The organism is Patescibacteria group bacterium (assembly GCA_041660565.1).
GTDB lineage: Bacteria > Patescibacteriota > UBA1384 > CAJBMM01 > CAJBMM01 > JBAZWC01.
On the sequence record JBAZWC010000001.1, the window covers coordinates 326,484 to 343,919 of the forward strand.

The 17,436-nt window shown below is 43.0% G+C and carries 22 protein-coding genes; 5 read left to right on the forward strand and 17 right to left on the reverse strand.

The window, feature by feature from the left end; all coding sequences use genetic code 11:
• Window positions 1-217: 217 nt before the first annotated feature.
• The 12 genes from WC773_01600 to WC773_01655 form a co-directional block, all read right to left on the reverse strand.
• Window positions 218-358, reverse strand: a complete 141-nt coding sequence (locus WC773_01600) for a DUF5679 domain-containing protein (GenBank protein MFA6082097.1) — start codon at window positions 356-358, stop codon at window positions 218-220.
• Window positions 359-581: 223 nt separating this feature from the next.
• Entirely contained in the window at window positions 582-830 is a 249-nt protein-coding gene (locus WC773_01605) for a ferredoxin (protein MFA6082098.1), read from the reverse strand.
• A 33-nt stretch (window positions 831-863) separates the two neighbouring features.
• The gene (locus WC773_01610; protein MFA6082099.1) at window positions 864-1,997 is read right to left on the reverse strand and encodes a cysteine desulfurase family protein; all 1,134 of its coding nucleotides are present in this window, start codon (window positions 1,995-1,997) and stop codon (window positions 864-866) included.
• 126 nt (window positions 1,998-2,123) lie between these two features.
• A complete protein-coding gene (locus tag WC773_01615) occupies window positions 2,124-2,561 on the reverse strand; it encodes a hypothetical protein (GenBank protein ID MFA6082100.1) in 438 nt (145 codons plus the stop codon).
• Window positions 2,562-2,692: 131 nt separating this feature from the next.
• The gene (locus WC773_01620) at window positions 2,693-4,747 is read right to left on the reverse strand and encodes an Ig and FN3 domain-containing protein (GenBank protein ID MFA6082101.1); all 2,055 of its coding nucleotides are present in this window, start codon (window positions 4,745-4,747) and stop codon (window positions 2,693-2,695) included.
• 43 nt (window positions 4,748-4,790) lie between these two features.
• Window positions 4,791-5,063, reverse strand: a complete 273-nt coding sequence (locus WC773_01625; protein ID MFA6082102.1) for a metal-sulfur cluster assembly factor — start codon at window positions 5,061-5,063, stop codon at window positions 4,791-4,793.
• Between the two features lie 45 nt (window positions 5,064-5,108).
• Complete coding sequence (locus WC773_01630) at window positions 5,109-5,522, reverse strand: iron-sulfur cluster assembly scaffold protein (protein MFA6082103.1); 414 nt, start codon at window positions 5,520-5,522, stop codon at window positions 5,109-5,111.
• Window positions 5,512-6,702: a cysteine desulfurase gene (locus tag WC773_01635; GenBank protein ID MFA6082104.1), complete on the reverse strand. Its 1,191-nt coding sequence runs from the start codon at window positions 6,700-6,702 to the stop codon at window positions 5,512-5,514. The genes WC773_01630 and WC773_01635 overlap by 11 nt, the downstream gene beginning before the upstream one ends.
• Before the next feature lie 67 nt (window positions 6,703-6,769).
• Complete coding sequence (locus WC773_01640; GenBank protein ID MFA6082105.1) at window positions 6,770-7,471, reverse strand: SufD family Fe-S cluster assembly protein; 702 nt, start codon at window positions 7,469-7,471, stop codon at window positions 6,770-6,772.
• Window positions 7,464-8,819, reverse strand: coding sequence for a Fe-S cluster assembly protein SufB (gene sufB, locus WC773_01645; protein ID MFA6082106.1), 1,356 nt, complete (start codon window positions 8,817-8,819; stop codon window positions 7,464-7,466). Before sufB ends, WC773_01640 begins: the two co-directional genes overlap by 8 nt.
• Before the next feature lie 65 nt (window positions 8,820-8,884).
• Window positions 8,885-9,613: a Fe-S cluster assembly ATPase SufC gene (gene sufC, locus WC773_01650; protein ID MFA6082107.1), complete on the reverse strand. Its 729-nt coding sequence runs from the start codon at window positions 9,611-9,613 to the stop codon at window positions 8,885-8,887.
• A gap of 24 nt (window positions 9,614-9,637) precedes the next feature.
• Window positions 9,638-10,015: an Rrf2 family transcriptional regulator gene (locus WC773_01655; GenBank protein ID MFA6082108.1), complete on the reverse strand. Its 378-nt coding sequence runs from the start codon at window positions 10,013-10,015 to the stop codon at window positions 9,638-9,640.
• Between the two features lie 176 nt (window positions 10,016-10,191).
• On the opposite strand from WC773_01655, the gene WC773_01660 reads away from it, so the two are divergent.
• The 5 genes from WC773_01660 (at window position 10,192) to WC773_01680 (ending at window position 12,875) form a co-directional block, all read left to right on the forward strand.
• Window positions 10,192-10,614, forward strand: a complete 423-nt coding sequence (locus tag WC773_01660) for a DUF5655 domain-containing protein (GenBank protein MFA6082109.1) — start codon at window positions 10,192-10,194, stop codon at window positions 10,612-10,614.
• On the forward strand, window positions 10,607-11,578 hold the full coding sequence (locus tag WC773_01665; GenBank protein MFA6082110.1) for a hypothetical protein: 972 nt from the start codon (window positions 10,607-10,609) through the stop codon (window positions 11,576-11,578). The genes WC773_01660 and WC773_01665 overlap by 8 nt, the downstream gene beginning before the upstream one ends.
• Window positions 11,575-11,919 carry a hypothetical protein gene (locus WC773_01670; GenBank protein ID MFA6082111.1) on the forward strand — a complete coding sequence of 115 codons (345 nt, stop codon included), beginning with the start codon at window positions 11,575-11,577 and terminating at the stop codon, window positions 11,917-11,919. Before WC773_01665 ends, WC773_01670 begins: the two co-directional genes overlap by 4 nt.
• The gene (locus tag WC773_01675) at window positions 11,916-12,158 is read left to right on the forward strand and encodes a hypothetical protein (protein ID MFA6082112.1); all 243 of its coding nucleotides are present in this window, start codon (window positions 11,916-11,918) and stop codon (window positions 12,156-12,158) included. Before WC773_01670 ends, WC773_01675 begins: the two co-directional genes overlap by 4 nt.
• Before the next feature lie 81 nt (window positions 12,159-12,239).
• The gene (locus WC773_01680; GenBank protein ID MFA6082113.1) at window positions 12,240-12,875 is read left to right on the forward strand and encodes a thioredoxin domain-containing protein; all 636 of its coding nucleotides are present in this window, start codon (window positions 12,240-12,242) and stop codon (window positions 12,873-12,875) included.
• A 31-nt stretch (window positions 12,876-12,906) separates the two neighbouring features.
• On the opposite strand, the gene tsaB is transcribed toward WC773_01680, so the two are convergent.
• The 5 genes from tsaB to WC773_01705 form a co-directional block, all read right to left on the reverse strand.
• Window positions 12,907-13,281, reverse strand: a complete 375-nt coding sequence (tsaB, locus tag WC773_01685; protein ID MFA6082114.1) for a tRNA (adenosine(37)-N6)-threonylcarbamoyltransferase complex dimerization subunit type 1 TsaB — start codon at window positions 13,279-13,281, stop codon at window positions 12,907-12,909.
• Window positions 13,282-13,336: 55 nt separating this feature from the next.
• A complete protein-coding gene (gene tsaE, locus WC773_01690) occupies window positions 13,337-13,846 on the reverse strand; it encodes a tRNA (adenosine(37)-N6)-threonylcarbamoyltransferase complex ATPase subunit type 1 TsaE (protein MFA6082115.1) in 510 nt (169 codons plus the stop codon).
• Window positions 13,815-15,479: a hypothetical protein gene (locus WC773_01695; protein MFA6082116.1), complete on the reverse strand. Its 1,665-nt coding sequence runs from the start codon at window positions 15,477-15,479 to the stop codon at window positions 13,815-13,817. The genes tsaE and WC773_01695 overlap by 32 nt, the downstream gene beginning before the upstream one ends.
• Window positions 15,480-15,659: 180 nt before the next feature.
• The gene (queA, locus tag WC773_01700) at window positions 15,660-16,682 is read right to left on the reverse strand and encodes a tRNA preQ1(34) S-adenosylmethionine ribosyltransferase-isomerase QueA (GenBank protein ID MFA6082117.1); all 1,023 of its coding nucleotides are present in this window, start codon (window positions 16,680-16,682) and stop codon (window positions 15,660-15,662) included.
• On the reverse strand, window positions 16,679-17,392 hold the full coding sequence (locus WC773_01705) for a hypothetical protein (protein ID MFA6082118.1): 714 nt from the start codon (window positions 17,390-17,392) through the stop codon (window positions 16,679-16,681). Before WC773_01705 ends, queA begins: the two co-directional genes overlap by 4 nt.
• Window positions 17,393-17,436: the final 44 nt, after the last annotated feature.

Here is a 17,436-nt window from a genome sequence, read left to right on the forward strand (position 1 = left end):
TAGAGATAAAGGATGCTCACGTTATGTCATTTCGACCCTAGGAGATTGTCAAATCGACTATGTCGGAGAAATCTGAGAAAGAATCCCTTCAATTTTTTAAGGAGATTTCTCCAACCGTTCGTGGAAGCTCACGGGGTCGAAATGACAAAGTAGAAGTAACACCCAGAAAATCCACGGACGAGCCGTGGATTTTCTATTTAATAATTAGATTTAATTATTATGCTTTGCCAATTTTAAACATTTTGGTGCCACATGTTCCGCAAGTTCCGGTTGAAGCTGGTTTGCCATTTTTCATGGTAATTTGAGTTGCACCTTGCATTTCTCTTTTGGCTTTGCACTTAACGCAATATCCTTCCACGTAAATCACCTCCTCTCGAAGTCATTTATGCTTACTTAAGCTCATAGTAGATTGAGCGTACCACGCTTGTCAAGAGGGAGAATGCGCTAGCCTGTGGATAAGAGAGGTTTTTAACCTCAAAATTCTAAATTCTAAGCACTAGATTCTAAACAAATTCAAATGTTTTGAATTTAGTGCTTCTGATTTGTTTCGAATTTCGGATATAGTGCTTCGTGCTTACCAGTTATGGCCATAACTGGTTGCCGTCTTTATCTTTAACGATAATGGCGTCGGTAGGACAACTTTGTGCCGCTTGAATGATAGTGTCTAGATCTTCGCCGTTTGCATCAATAATGATTGCTTTTTGCTCATCATCTAGTTCAAAAACCGCACCGGCGATAGTGACGCAACTGGCTGCACCAATACAAGCTTCGCGATCAATTTCGACCGTTACACCATCGGTTCTAGAAATTGGTTTGTTATTATTACTCATGTGGAAATTATATCATATTTTCTTAAATGCCAATCAATCCAATTTGAGAATAGATTTAATTGACTCGGCAACTTTCTTGATCTCGTCTGACGTGTTAAACCGCCCCAAGCTAAACCGAATGCACGTAAAAGCATCTTGATAAGATATACCCATCGCCAGCAAAACATGCGATGGATCGGTGGACGTGGCGCTACACGCCGAGCCGGCCGAAACGCAAATCCTACGTTGGTCTAGAGCATGAATTAGGTTTTGGGCATCGACGTCAGCAAATTTGATATTTAGAATATGAGGCACGTGGTTGCTTTCTGAGCCCACAACTAAAGTATTCGGCATTTTTAGCAGCTGGTCTTTTAATTGGTCATGTAAACCGGAAATGCACTTAGACTCAGTTTGACAGTTTGCCTGGGCAATTTCGAGCGCCTTGGCCAATCCCACAATGCCGGCGACGTTTTCGGTGCCACCTCTGCGATGGTTTTCTTGCCCGCCACCGGTCATTACCGGACTAAAATCAACCTCATTCTTTACATAAAGCAATCCAACCCCTTTGGGACCGTAAATTTTTGATCCGTTTAGCGTAAGCAAGTCCACGCCTAGTTTCTTGACATCAAGATTTAGATAACCAGCCGCTTGACAAGCATCGGTATGAAAAATAGCGCCGGATTGATGCGATATCGTAGCGAGATCAGTAATCGGCTGCACCGACCCAACTTCGTTATTGGCATACATTACCGAGACAAATTTAGTCTTATCGCTTATCGTGTTCACTAACGTAGACACTTCCACTATTCCCTCGGCTGTTGCCGGCAAGTATTTGACCGTAAATCCGCGTTTAAGTAAATTTTCGGCAGTCGACAGAACAGCCGGATGTTCAATTTGTGACACGATCAGCTCGCTACGTTTCGATTCGTCCGACATTACTCCTACCAGCGCTAAATAATCGCTTTCGGTACCTCCGGAGGTAAAAATGATCTCATCTGGCGAGCAATTAAGTATTTTGGCGCATTTATCGCGTGCTGATTCCACCGCCTCGCGAGCTTCGGATCCAAGTTGGTGCATACTCGAAGCGTTGCCATACTGATTTGTCAGATACGGCATCATTTCGGCTAAAACACGGTCGTCGATCTTAGTTGTCGCCGCGTTATCTAAATAAATTATTGGATTTTTCATATTTAAATTAAAACACAAATAACCACAATTTGCAATCAAAGCTACAAAAAAGAACTAGGGCGTTTCTTGCAAGAAACGCCCTACGTTGGCACAGAGCCATCAGTCACAACCACTACGCGATCATCCCTAGGCGCAGTTTGTCGAAACAGACAACCAGCCGTGCATCTGGCCGGCTAGTTGACGGAAGAACTTCCGACATCTTTCGACGTCTACCCGCTGCGCTGTCCCGTTGGCGAGAGTATTCAGAGTCTCCTGAAACTGGATGAACAGGCGCGCGAAATCGTCGGGGGTATTCACCCCAAAGTCGTCCGGATGGGCGTTAACTACTCCCAGCGCACACCCACAGGCATCAAGCATCTCCACGGTTGGCGCGAACTTGGCGCCGGGATCAACGAACATCGAGTGCGCTTGCACGACATTCACAATCATCGCTCGCGCTTGGTTTACCGCCCCCTGCTGATCGGGAGATACTTGGCCGCTATTGAGGTATTGACCCAATGCACCAGAGGCCTTTGACGACATGAAGCCGTAGCGAAACGCTGTCGAACGGTCAAGGCTCATCATTGCGCTAGCCATCTTGGACCCCCAGTCGTAGCAACGTCGTCCCACACGCCCAGTGCGGCACGACTCTACCTTTGTAATGGTACTCCCCTTGACATCATATTAGTTCATAGACAATCATTGTCAAGCATTTATTACGGCAATCGGGTTAGCCGGCGGCGGATTAGCCAACCAACGACTGAGATTATGATTAACGTAGCTCCACCACCGATTGACAAGTTGGTCGGGGTAAGTAGTTTCTGGGCTTGAGTTTTAGTTTCAGTTGGAACTACAACAGGAGCTTCTTTAAATGACGCGGTAACAGCCGTGGATGGGTTTGAAGTGTTATTGTGATTATCTGTAGCTTGTAGAGTAAACTGGTAGTCTGTGGCTAGTTTGAGTTTAGCATGATCTGCCAGTGTTAAATTGTAGCTAGTAACGGATTTCTCTAACTTTACCGTCTCTATGTTTGCACCCGACGCATCGTTAATATTCAAAATATATCCAGATAAATCGGCATCGATATCTGCAGTCCAAGATAGTTTAATGATAGATTTTGAGTAACTGGTAACAGCTAGGTTAACCGGAATACCCGGAGCTAGGTTATCTACTGAAGCAAAACTAACCGTATTAGAGCTTTTTGATTCAGAGGTACCTTTGTATGCTCTAACAAAGTAATAAAATGTAGTACCAACATCTGCTTTAGTATCGATATACTGTAATACTGTTTTTTCAGTTTTAGCTACGTTTACAAAATCTTTGGTTTGATCTGTAGTACTACGGTAAACCATATAACCGTTAATAGTAGATGAGGTAGATGCCTTCCACTTTAGAGTAGTATTTCCGCCTTGATCTCCGGGGAAATCTTCTGCAGTTAAACTAGATGGTACATTAATAAATGATACCGGAGTAGCTGGAGCAGCACCGGTACCAGCAGATACCCCAACTTGAGGTGCTGGGGTGTTGGCTACTACAACTTGAGGCGCGGCAGTTGCGCTTGTACCCGTGTTACTAGTACCGGTATTACCGGTGTTATTATTTCCGGTATTGCTACTGGCGGCTGTACTTGGAGTTGGAGTAGGGGTTGGGGTAGAATCACTGCCAACCACCGCATTCACCGTTAGAGTTGCTTCGTTGGAGGTAGCATTGCCGTAAGCGTTAGTAACTACGCATTTATATTTACTACCACTATCCGAGGTAGATAAAACACCGGTAGTATATGACGAGCTAGTTGCCCCCGAAACGTTGGCACTATTTTTTTGCCACTGATATGACAACGGCGCCGTGCCCGACGCAGAAACTGAAAATGTAGCGGTTTGCCCAGCGGTTACAGTTACACTAGATGGATGAGATGAAATAGATGGCGCGGTACCTTGCGCAGGAGCATTAACTGAAAAAGCTACATAGACGTCTGAATACGCTACTCTGGAGTTATTAGACGTTCTCTCCAATCTCCCACGCAATATATGTGAGCCGTTAGCCACACCGGTGATTTGGTATGATCCATTTAATGTGGAATCGGTATATTCGGTACCGCTATCTATACTATAATGAGCATGATATGTTGGAGCCATTTTAGTGGAAGTATAGCTTATTGTGACCGTACTAGAGGTTAGAGTCTGGCCACTGGTTGGAGAAGTGATGGTAAAAGGCGTCACCTGATACATACTAACCGCACCACTGTTTACCGCCAATTCTTCCGGGACTTCAAACAAAACACTACCACTACTAGCGTTCACGACTTTTGCTTTAGCGGTTCCATTTGCCCCATACGCAGTCAGCTCAGTAATTAACTTTGCTGTAACATGAACGCTCCCGTGATATTTGTCAACGTAATCAAAAGCATTACTAGTAGCCACGCAATGATCATATTGACTGCCGCTAATGGTAACTTTACTAAAAACAATTGACTCCACGCTTGCCATAGCATTGGCTACGATACTCAAATTTCGATCCAATATGTCAATTCTTACGTCTCCCGAAAAAGATGTGGGAGTAGCCGGATCGGCATAAGTATGCTGAGAAACCACTACGTCGTATGCAGTGGAAATATTATTGCCGTCTGTGGTGCCATCGTTGCTACAATATGTGTAAGTATCAGCCATCACCTTGGTACTTTTTGATAAAATCATCCCGGCAATCGATAAAACTAAAACAAATCCTAAAAGCACCAGCGATGTCATAGATCGTGAAAAATATTTTTTATGCATTTGTACCACCTACTAAAATAAGTGTACATCAACCCCCAAAATTTTACCAAATCCCCAGCAGATCTTTGACCTCTTGACTGGCCATTATTGAAGGATCCCAAATTGGGTCAAAAACCACCACTACTTCCACGTTAGAATAGTTATTTTTGTTTAGTTGATCTTTCACTTCTTGAATTAGGCTAGATGCGTACGGGCAAAACGGCGTGGTAAGGGTCATGGTGATTTTAACGTGGCGATCTGTCACTTCGGCACCATAAATTAGTCCCAAATCTACAATGTTGATGTTTAGTTCGGGATCAACAACTTTTGAAAGCATCGTATTAATTTTAGGATCTATTTTCATCCTCGTCATCCCTGCCAATCAAGCCAATTTATCCAATTTTGATATACAATCTGACAACCCCTGCCAAGGCAACCAAGCGCACCCATGGCGATTTGGGAACTGAGCTACGCCACTTAAACTAATCAAACTGTCTGGCGGATTAGACCCCTTTAAGACTTGGTCGACATCAGAAATTAGCTTTTGAGTTTCGTTTCGACTTTTGCCATTAACCTCACGACACATTAGCGATGCCGAAGCTTGGCAAATTAGACATCCGTCAACTTGGCATGACACCTTTAATTTACCCAAAGCGACCTTAGCCTGAAGCTTAATTTTATCACCGCAGCTAAGGTGCGACCGCTCAATTTCAACATCCGGATTTTTTATTCGATCCGCGCCGGTTGGAAACTGGGCTAAATCTAGTAATTCTTGTTGATAGATATCATTTGACATACAATTTATCCACCGCAGTTTTAACCGCAGCGATTAATTTATCCACATCAGACGAATCATTATATATCCCAAAACTGGCTCTAACCGTACCCGGCAAACGCAGATGATCTGACAACGGCATGGCACAATGCTTTCCCGAACGCACTGTGATTTTGTTCTCATCCAAAACATGAGCTAAATCGTGAGGATGTACGTTCTTAATATTAAATGAGACAAGCGACAACTGGTTTTTGCCGTACACTTCCACTGCTGGAATTTCGGCCAGATTTGATATTAATTGATCTACCAAATCACGATCATGTTGTTGAATTTTATTCAAACCGATTTTATTGATGAACCGAATTGCTTCACCTAAACCAACCACCCCGGCAACATCCACTGTGCCCGCTTCAAATCGATGTGGCAATTTTGTTAGCTCAAACCAATCAAACGTTACTTCAGAAATCATCCCACCGCCATAAATCAACGGAGACATTTGCTCAAGTAGTTCTACGCGACCGTACAAGACGCCAATACCGGTTGGCCCATACATTTTATGCGCGCTGAACGCATAAAAATCGGCATCAAGTTTGGTCACGTCAACCGGCATATGCCCAACCGCTTGCGCGCCGTCAACCACCACTTTTGCACCAAATTGGTGCGACATTTTAACGATTTGTTCAACTGGATTTTGGTGACCCAAAACATTTGAAACATGCCCCACAGCCACAATTTTGACTTTTTTAGATAGCTTTTTGGCTAAATCGTCCAAATCTATTTGACCGAATTGGTTAAGCTCGATTGCTACCAGCTCAGCGCCAGTTTGCTTTGCGATCACTTGCCAGGGCATCAAGTTAGCATGATGCACACCGCGGCTAACCAAAATAATATCACCTAGTTTTAATATATTTCTAGCAAAGCCAAACGCCACCAAATTTAGTGATTCGGTACAATTTTTGCTAAAAATAATCGATTTTGCGTCCCCTGCACCAATAAAATCTGCTACAATTTGACGATTATCAGCTAAAATTTGACTGGCAAGATTCCCAGCCGTAGAGACTCCGCGACCGGTATTGGCATTATTTTTTTGATAATATGCGTCCATTTTCGCTAAAACCGACTTGGGCTTCTGCGATGTGGCTGCCGAATCTAAATAAGCGCTAGATGGATTAGATTTGAAATAGGGGAATTGTTTTTTCATTTTGGTCACTTTCTTAAAATAGTTCTCACTCCGTTCGAACAAAAAATGATATTTCTTGTTCGAGGATCTAGGCGTCCGAGAACTGTGTTTGACTAACTTGATTAATAATTTTACTCACTCTGTTTCTACTTCTATTGTTGGCAAACATCTCGGCGGCGGAATACAATCCACCTAAAATTAACTCGCGCCTAGCTTGGTCCAGCGTTAGCCCCCGACATAATAAATAATTTATTTGATCTTGATTTAGCGGCCCGGTGGTAGCACCGTGCGTGCATTTTACATCATTGGTCAAAATCTGTAAAAACGGTTTTGACGCGGCCTTTGCCCCTGGCGATAGCAGTAAATTGCTATTTTTTTGGTATGCTACGCTTTGTTGCCCATTCGCTGTTATTTCGATTAGACCATCAAATTCGGAAGCGCTTTGATCTGACAACACCGACCGATATTCCAAATTTGATGTAGTAAGCGGGCTTTGGTGAATCTGGCGTGTTTTAATAGATAGCACGTCTCCATTTTGTCCAATCCCGATAATTCGCACATCGGCCGTGGCATTTTGACCCGCCATCACCACTTCAAGATTGATTGAGCAATTAGTGATAATCCACAACTTGAAACCGGCGCTTTCTTCGACAACAAAAGACATATCGACCGACTCTGGCTGGCTCGAAAATCGCGATTCGATAACCGAAATCTGTTGCGACTTTTTAACCACCGCCTGATTCAGCATTGCACTTTTTCGCTTTCCATTTATATAACAACGGTTATCCAACTGAGCCCTCCATTTCCAAATCGATTAACCGGTTTAACTCAATGGCGTATTCAAACGGCAATTCTTTGGTAAACTGGCTAATAAATCCGTTGACGATCAGAGACGCGGCCGCACTTTCTGACAATCCTCGACTAGTTAGATAGAAAAGTTGAGCGTCACCAATCTTGCTCACCGACGCTTCGTGCTCCACAAACGCCGTTGGTTCGGCAACCTTGATGGTGGGGTACGTATCTGATCGTGATCGATCGTCTAACAGCAATGCATCGCATCGAACTCGGTTCTTAACTCCGCTATACCCCCTACCAACGTTTACCGTCCCGCGAAAGCTGGTCCGGCCGCCATCTTTTGAAATCGATTTGGAAATTATTGTTGATGAGGTGTTGTTTGCCAAATGGATTGCCTTGGCGCCGGCATCTTGGTACTGATCTTTGCCTGCATACGCAATGGACAAAATATCACCTTTTGCCCCGTTACCTAACAAATACACGCTCGGATATTTCATCGTTAACCGCGAGCCCAAATTGCCATCCACCCACTCTACAAACGCATTTTCATACACAAATGCCCGTTTTGTCACCAAGTTGTAGATGTTTTTGGACCAATTCTGCACTGTGGTATAGCGAATATGTGAACCGGGCAACGCGATTAGTTCCACCACCGCGGCGTGAAGCGAATACGTGGAATATACCGGCGCGGTGCACCCTTCTATATAATGAACATCACTTCCTTCATCTGCGATGATTAACGTGCGCTCAAACTGGCCAAAGCTTTCCGCGTTAATGCGAAAATATGCCTGCAACGGCAAGCGCACTTTGGTATTTTTAGGCACGTAGATAAAACTGCCTCCCGACCACACCGCCGAATTTAGGGCGGAAAATTTGTTGTCATTTGCCGGAACAACAGACGCAAAATATTTTTTGACGATTTCGGGATATTCTCTTAAACCCGTGTCCATATCGCAAAAGATCACTCCCTGGTCATCTAACTCTTTTTTGATGTGATGATAAACCACTTCGGATTCAAATTGCGCCGATACGCCGGCCAGAAATTGGCGTTCCGCTTGCGGAATACCAATTTTATCAAATGTTTGCTTGATATCGTCTGGAACATCGTCCCAACTGTTTTGCGGCTTGTCAGATGTGGACAAATAATAGGTGATTTGGTCAAAATTAATCTCGTCAATTAGTTTACTTTGTGCCCAAATTGGGAGTTTTTTGGCTAAAAATTGAGTGTAAGATTTAAGCCGAAAATCTAGCATCCATTTTGGCTCATTTTTGCGACGCGAAATAGCCTTAACCGTTTCGGCGGTAAGTCCTTTTGGTGTTTGGTATTTAACTGCGCTTTTCATGGTTCCCTTGTCATTCCGGGTCAATTGGCTTAATTGGATTGATTGGACTAATTGGAAAATTTAAATTATTTATTAATTTCACTAAACCCAGTGCTATTTACCTTCTGCGATAAATCCGCACCACCGATTCTGACAATCGCTCCGTCTTGCATTACCAACACCCGATCAACTTTGACTAAATCTAGCAAGCGTTGGTAGTGGGTAATTATAATAATTGCTCGATCAGGTGCACGGTATTGGTTAATAACGTCGGCAACCAGATGAAGTGCATCTACGTCTAACCCGGAGTCAATTTCGTCTAAGATCAATAATTTTGGCTGCAATACCAATGCTTGCGCCAATTCCAACCGCTTTTTCTCGCCTCCAGACATCCCGTCGTTTACCGCACGATTAGCGTAGCTTTGATCTAAACCAACCGAGTTAAGCGCCGAAATTAAATTTGACCGAAAACTGGCGGCAGTTACTTTAAGATGAGGATGATTTTTAACCGCGGCCCGCAGCATTGAAGCCACGGTTAGCCCCGGAATTTCTATGGGATGTTGCGATGCCACATATATCCCCAGTGCAGATCGTTTGTCTGCACTTAATTTGGTGAGGTCTTTATGATTAAAAATAATTCGCCCAGCAGAACAGTCGTAATTTGGCGAGCCCATAATGGAAGATACCAGCGTGCTTTTGCCTGAACCGTTTGGCCCCATTATCGCCACCACTTCGCCTGCTTCAATTTCAAGCGACAGATTCTCAATAATTTTTTTATCACTGGCGTTTACAGATAAATTATTTATTTTTAGCATTATTCAACTTTCCAATTCATCCAATCAATCCAATTTATCCAATTTGATTGAATGTAATTTTTCAATAATTTCCGCGTTTATTTTTCTCACTTGAGGAGATGTCTGACACCCTTTATTTTGACAACTGGCGCAATCGGTCAACGCAATCGGCCCATCAACGGCGGTGATTATTTGGGCAAAACTGATGGTTTTTGGATCAACTGCCACCCAATATCCCCCTCCCACACCTTCTTTACTCGAAATCAATCCAGCCTGACGCAATTTGTTAGCTAATTGTCGCAATATTGATAACGGCAAGTTCGCTTCCCCTGCCACCACATTTAAGCTAATTGGATGGCTAGAATTTGATAATTTAGACATCAGCACCAGCGCATAATCTTGTTTTTTGGAGAGTTTCAACATATCTAATACCTATTTGTATCTAGTTTTACAGATGTAATAGACGCTTGTCAAATTGGTCTGATTGGATTAATTGGAGCAATTGGATTGATTGGATTTGAATTTGTTTCGTATTTCGAATTTTGTGCTTAGTGCTTTGTTGACTTGCGCCAACTCGATCCTTAATTCATACTGATATTATGTGGCAGTGCAAACATTGTAGAGAACGCTTTGTGGAAAAGCCCGAACATCACCTGTGCGTAACCGACGAGTTAAGCGGGTATTTCCGAGGGCGGCGCACCTTACTGCAACCGCTATTTCAAAATATGCTCGCTAAGCTAAATCGCTTTAACGGCATTACGGTGCAACCGTTTGATCAGCTTATTGCGATAAAATCCAGCCAGCCGTTTGCATATGTACATATTGGTGATGGTAGCATCGACGTTTTCGTAGATCTTCCACAAGACAAGCCGATATCACCCAACCTTAAATCAGCAAATCGGTTGCAGGTGGGAAAAACCAGCCATTATTTTACAATTAAATCTGTTGCCGATTTAACCCCAGACATAATGCACGCCTTAATGTGGGCAAAGGAAAAAGTGGATTATCAGCAAAATGAATAACTATCTACTCGATTATTTTAAGAATTACAAAAAATCGCCGGAGTTTAAGCGGCTGCATAGCCAACTGCGTACTCAGCAAGCGCAAGTTCAGCAGACTTTTCACCATACCCACAAACATGCCAAAAAATTATTACGTAAACATCGCATTGTGCTTGGACATTTACGCCACGGTAGCACCAAGGCTTTTGCCGGCGCTGCGCTGGCCAGTAGTTTGTTTGTTGCGCCTATTCATACTCAGACCATACATACAGACAAGGCACAAGCCAAAATCCCCGAGGTGTCTCAAACATCATTGGTTCCCGGCCCAACTAATCCAAATGTTCACCAAATGACCCAAGATGAATTTAAGGATGCTCTACAGCGCATTATTGGCACTTCGTTAGCACGAGAGGGCAAACTTACAGACAGTCAGCTTAGCCAAATTGAAACGTTAATCCAACAACAATTTAATCTAGAAATCAGTAATAAAACCGCCTCCGGGTTTGAACTGAAAGATCATTATGGATATATGGGTGCCGAGCAGCATCTACCAACCAAACCGGGTGACACTGCCTCGAATCACGTTAACTCGCGAGACCCGCTTGCCATTTTAACCGGAATTACCCCAGGGCGCGGAGCATGGGGATACGCACCCGCCGGTCCCGAAGAACTTAATTACTTTGTGGCACAAACATGGCTTTCAGATCAGTTTGGCACCGCCGCATCCAAAAACCTGGCTGGGCAACGCTATCTGGTTATTCAGGCTCCGAACGCCCGCAATGGCAACCGAGTTAGCGTTCAAGTTACAGACATCAGAGACGCCGGCCCCGGAATTAGCACTCGAAAAGTATTTGGCGGCTCCCCAGAAGTAATGGATGCACTTGGTAGCGCCATTTCTGGCGGTCCACGCAACGATCAAGTCATTGCCCTGCCAATTTTAACCGACGTTCCTTCAAATCAATTAGGACCAAGGAGTTTCAAATGAGCCAACTATTTTACGCCCATCTGGTACCATTAGATGAAGCGTTACATCTTTTAGATCAGTATGAGCTTGAAAGTGATGAACGCGATCAACTAGAAGAAATGGTTTACGCCATTTTTGACCACAACATTATGAATTTGATCATGCAAAAGGTGCCTAAAGAACATCATGATAATTTGGTAGAGATGATTGCTGTTTCCCCCTTTGATCTTGCCATCATTGATTATCTGAAAACTCACGCTCCCGACATTGAAACTGATATAATGGATGTGGGCAAACAAGTTCATTATCAGTTAATCCCGGTTTTAGCGAAGCCGGCGAACAAAGATGGAGGTAAAAAGTGATATTAGTTGATGAGTTTGACTGCTCGGAGTGCGGAAAATCAATTGATATTGGCGAACCATTCGTTGCCTCTGCCACCTACCCAGCGCGATCAGCATTTCAGTCCGATGCAGTTGGTTTAGGTTACCTATCTAATAACGGCGAGGTGTTGTGCGGTAATTGTGCTAAAAAAAGGTTTGGAGAGGAAGATTTGGCAAAATTCAAAGGCACTACATTCCATTTCCCAAAACACAAAAAATAATTAACTTCAGATTGTCATTTCGACTCGGGGAGAGTGTCAACTCGACCACAGTGGAGAAACCTCAAGAAAGAATCCATTCCAGTGAAACACATAAATAATAGCTATTTTGTGGTAATTACTTTATTTGTTCTCGCCGTTGCGGCCGTAATTGCCATAGTCCTAACGTCAGATCATCAGCAGTCTGCCGAAGCCACTATTTGGCGAGTTGATGCCCCGACAAAAGGCAAAACAAGCGCCAAAGTTAAGATGGTGGAATTTGGCGATTTTGCTTGCGTCGCCTGCGCCGATTTCAGGGCGATAAAAAACGCCCTGCTAGAACAATATCCAAACGACCTACAATATCAATTTCGCTTTTTCCCCACCGCTAATCATCCCAATTCGTACTCGGCGGCGGTAACCGCCGAAATTGCCAACCAGCACGACCAATTTTGGGTAATGTCTGACCTCTTATACGAAAACCATGCAAACTGGCAAGATTCAACCAACTTTCGCAGCATTTTTGCCAACTTTGCAGTGTTAGTGGGAATTGATCAGAGTACATTTACCAGTGATTTTGACAAACTAAAAACAGCTGACGATGTGGTAGATAAAGACGTGGCAGACGGCAATGCACTGTCGATTACCGAAACGCCGGCTATTTTTCTAAATGACACCCGTTACGGCGGCACCTTAACTCAGACCGATTTGGCCAAAGCAATAGATTCTCTATTAAAATAGTCTTTTTCTAACTCCAATTGGATAAATTGGACTAATTGGAATGATTGGATTCTTTTATTGTGACCGATGGTTCGGAACTATAAACCGGCGCCACCGGGCTTGAAAAATGTCCATGATTTACGTTAGCTGATGTTGAAACCGGAATATCCAGTGCAAACGCCAGCGAATTTGCCGTAGCCACACCTATTCGGGTACCGGTGAAAGACCCGGGGCCGGGATTAACCACAATTGCATTTAGATTAGACAGTACAATTTTATTTTGTTTTAACAATTGATCAATTTTTGGCAACAGCTCCGACCCTAAATTACGCCCGGATTCCCACGCAATTTGGTCAACTACTTGCTTGTCGATTATGATTTCGAGTTTAGTTGTTTCAGTTGTAGTGTCTATTGATAATATTTTCATTCTTTTCCTTTGTCATCCCGGGCTCGACCCGGGATCCAGACTATAAAAGACTTTATTATATAGATTCCGTGTCAAGCACGGAATGACATGCTCGTGTTATTGTTTCAAACAATCTTAAGCTTTCTTCATCCTCACCATGATTCTCGATTAAAACCTGTCGTTTTTGACCAATCCGGCTTAGTGTAAGATGAATATGACCAAAAGATTCGATTACTGGCTGTTTTTCCGGCCATTCAACAATCGAAATCACATCTTTTGACCCAAGCAACTCGTCTAAACCAATCGATTTTACATCGTCTATTTTTCCGGTACGATACAAATCTATATGCGCTAAAATATTTTGATCTGCTAACTGGTACTCGTTTATCATTACAAATGTTGGGCTTGATACGCTTGACTGAACGCCCAATTCTTTTGCAATCGATTGCGTTAGCGTGGTTTTGCCCGCACCAAGCTCTCCGGTCAAAAAAATCACCTCACCACCAATACAACTCCGTCCTATCAATTGGCCCAGTTTATCTGTATCAGCTAAATTATTTAGTTTTAGATAAAAAGAAGATTTTATAAATCACCACCTCGGTTACTATCAGACCTAAATAATACCACGTTTGATCTGATTTGTCACTGGATTGCGTATCTGTTTGTTGATACGTGGTCGCCGTTATAAACTCGGTTGGTGCAATAACTGATGTCGAATTAACGACCGACGCGTACACAGTTGTCGTTTTTACCACTGCCGGTTCAATCATCTGCCAATCAGTCGCGGCAATTACCCAGTCTCCGCTACTTTTTTGATATCTAAGCCCAAAAATCGCAATTTTATCTTTAATTTTAGGGAGATTTGACGGATAATTTAACCATTCCGCTTCAACAATCGTCCCATCTACCAACTTAATTTTCCAGCCCGATTTTGCCACACTGGTCAAAACCCCACTCACCCCAATCCAAGCGGAATCGACGTTGGCCGACCCGTTAAGCACTTCGATGCTGTACGCCCCATGCATCAAAATACTGTTGCCCTTACTGTTTACCGTGCCGTAAATTACCACATTCGATCCCCGCACCATCCCAGGCGGCGGCCGACCAACGGTCCAATCTAAAATATACGGTTTATCTAACATAATTAACGCCTTGTCTTCGGCAATTACGCCCGGCTCAGCCAGTAGATATCCTCGCCAGATTCCTTTTTCTCTTGGCGCAAGCTCAGCATAATCATTTGGCTTGATTGAGTGTAATGAGGGCATGACGATTTTAAAATGATATTCGCTAGTAATTCCCACTACATCGGTTGCGATAATCACCCCGGAATATCTAACCGATGGGACAAGCGAGCTAATAGTGTTGGTATGGCTTTTGGTTAAAGATTTATAATTTTTAGTGATTGCTTTAAGATCGCTTTGCATTGGTGTCAGAACAATTTGCGTGGTTGTTTTTTCATCGGTATGCCAATGCAATTTTATTTGATCAACCTGAATTTCGACATTTAGTTGATCGATTGCCGGCGGAGTATGATCGATTATAATTTTTCCTACAACTTGAGGCGATCCTGAAACGTCGATTGATGAAGTGGCAATACCAGAGATAATGTATTCTCCATCTGGAGCATTTATCGGAATAAGTTGAGCGATATCCCAACCTTGATCCAAAACCAAAGCAGTTTGATTATATAAATTACTGTCGCTTTTGGCTGATAGAGTAACCGACGCCGCATTTGACGAGCCAAAAAAGTGAGACTGGTTAGCACTAAACTCGCTGTAAATTGTAAATGCTGGCGGATCAACCATTGTTATTACAATGTCGTTGATTTGGGTTGATACAATTTCTGCACCACCATTTGATAATAATCGATATGACAAATCGTTTTTCACAAAATCTGGCACTGAGGTAAAAATAGTATTTGATGTAAGACACAAATAGTAAGTTTTACCATCCGAGATAAACTGAACGTATTTATCAGACGCGGCCACTAAAGCAGAAGGCGCGGCCAAAAGTGGTTGAACAGCCCCATCCCCAAGACGCACAAAAATCGCCTCGTATCCCAGGCGATTATCGTTCCAAACCAATTTGTCCCCGGCCCACAGTGGATTTGACTGAATATCGGCGGTGTTAAGCGTCCAAAACGCCAACGTGGAACGAGAAAAGAAAATCCAAACCAGCCCCACTGCCACAAAAATAATCCCCCGTGAGAGATTTCTCATATTATAATTGTAGAGCTATTCAATTTTTCAGACAAGTGCCTGAGTCGCCATGAATTTTAAATTTTAAAGGCAAAATTTTAAATGAATAAGTACCGAATGATTAAATTTTATAAAAGTTCCTTATTTAGTCATTTAAAATTAGCAACCATTCATTTGAAATTGAAAATTGAAAATTGAAAATTAAATTATAAGCATGCAATCGCCAAAAGAGAGAAAACGATAATTTGATTTTTGGGCGTGATCGTATAAATCAAATAACTTAGTTCGCCCCGTAAGCGCCGAAACCAACATCAGCAGCGTAGATTTTGGCTGATGAAAGTTAGTCAATAAGCAATCGACCACTTTGAACCGATAGCCCGGGGTAATAAACAAATTTGTCTCCCCAAAATACGGCTGATTTCCGGCTGATTCAAGCGCCCTGGCCACAGTGGTCCCAACTGCCACCACCCTGCCCCCATTGGCTTTTGTCTGATGTATGAGGTCAATTACCGCCTGAGACACCTCTACCGCCTCTGAGTGCATTACGTGATCGTTCGTATTTTCCACCCTCACCGGCAAAAACGTGCCCAGCCCAACATGCAAAATCACTTCCGCGGTTTTAACTCCGCCTTGCTTCAGCTTCTCCAATAACTCCGGTGAAAAGTGCAAACTGGCGGTAGGTGCGGCCACGCTACCCAATATTTTGGCGGTAATGGGTTGATATAACTCGTCTTCAAAACCGGCTAGTTGCGGGTTGTGAATGTAAGGTGGCAGAGGCAGGTGACCAAATTCTTCGCAAAACAGGATGAAATCGGGGGATGATAAATTGGTTTGAATAATAAACCGCCCCATCCCATCGGTTAATTTATTAATTATTTCACAATGAACATCATCAAATCTTATCTTTTCTCCAATCTCGATGTTTTTCCCCCTAAGTAAACACTCAAATTGTCCATCTTTACTCAGTGATTTTAAAATTAACGCTTCGATTTCTTTGCCGTCACTCTGGCGAACTCCCATCAACCGCGCGTGCCTCACTTTCGAGACGTTAAAGACAAGCAAATCTCCTGAGCGAATAAACGAGGGCAAATCTGCCACCGTTCTATCTAAAATTCGATCTGCTTCTCTGCTATACACCAGCATTTTTGCTCGCTCACGCGGTCGCACCGGTGCTTGAGCAATTTTATTCTCGGGCAAATTATAATCAAACAGGTCAACTTTCATCTCAAATACACTACCTGACCTTCTATTAGTTCAATTGGATCTGACGTTGCATTATTTTTCTTGGATACCTGACGCTCAACTCTTTCCGGAATATATTTTATCGGTTTTTGGCTGATTTGGTCAAACCACGACTGATCCGTTTCGTCTCTGCCTTTAACCATTGTCATTTCGACCCGTGGAGCTGGCTCGAGCGACCGCGTTGGAGAAATCTGAGAAAGAATCCTTACAGGTCTTTCTGCGGGTTCGTTCCATTCTCGATTGAGACTGACACTGGAATCAAAGCGCATTAACGGAAAGGTAATCACATTCCCAGCCATCATCAAATGCATCACACCAAGATTTACACGTTGATGTAGTTTGGAAGGATACCTAATTGTCATCTTTTCGATCTGTAATTTATCAACCGCAAATCGAACTATCTGCCATTTTCTGACTAAATTAATCTCAAATTTGTCCTGATCAAAAATTAGCAATGAATTTAGCCAACGCCAATAATATTGCATAAGATTATAGAGGTCGAGACACACGAAAGCTAGCGCGATCACAAAAATTATCCCGGCCAAATTCGGGTTTGAAACCAACAGATTGTTCACAACTAGTAATATCAATACAATCGATGCAATTTTTATAATTGATCTTAGCACGGCCGTTACCAATCCAAGCCAATGTGGATGTAAAGTAATTGTGTTTGAACTAATATTTTTATTCATGACAATTCAATATATCACACTCGGAATAACAAAAAAACGCCTTC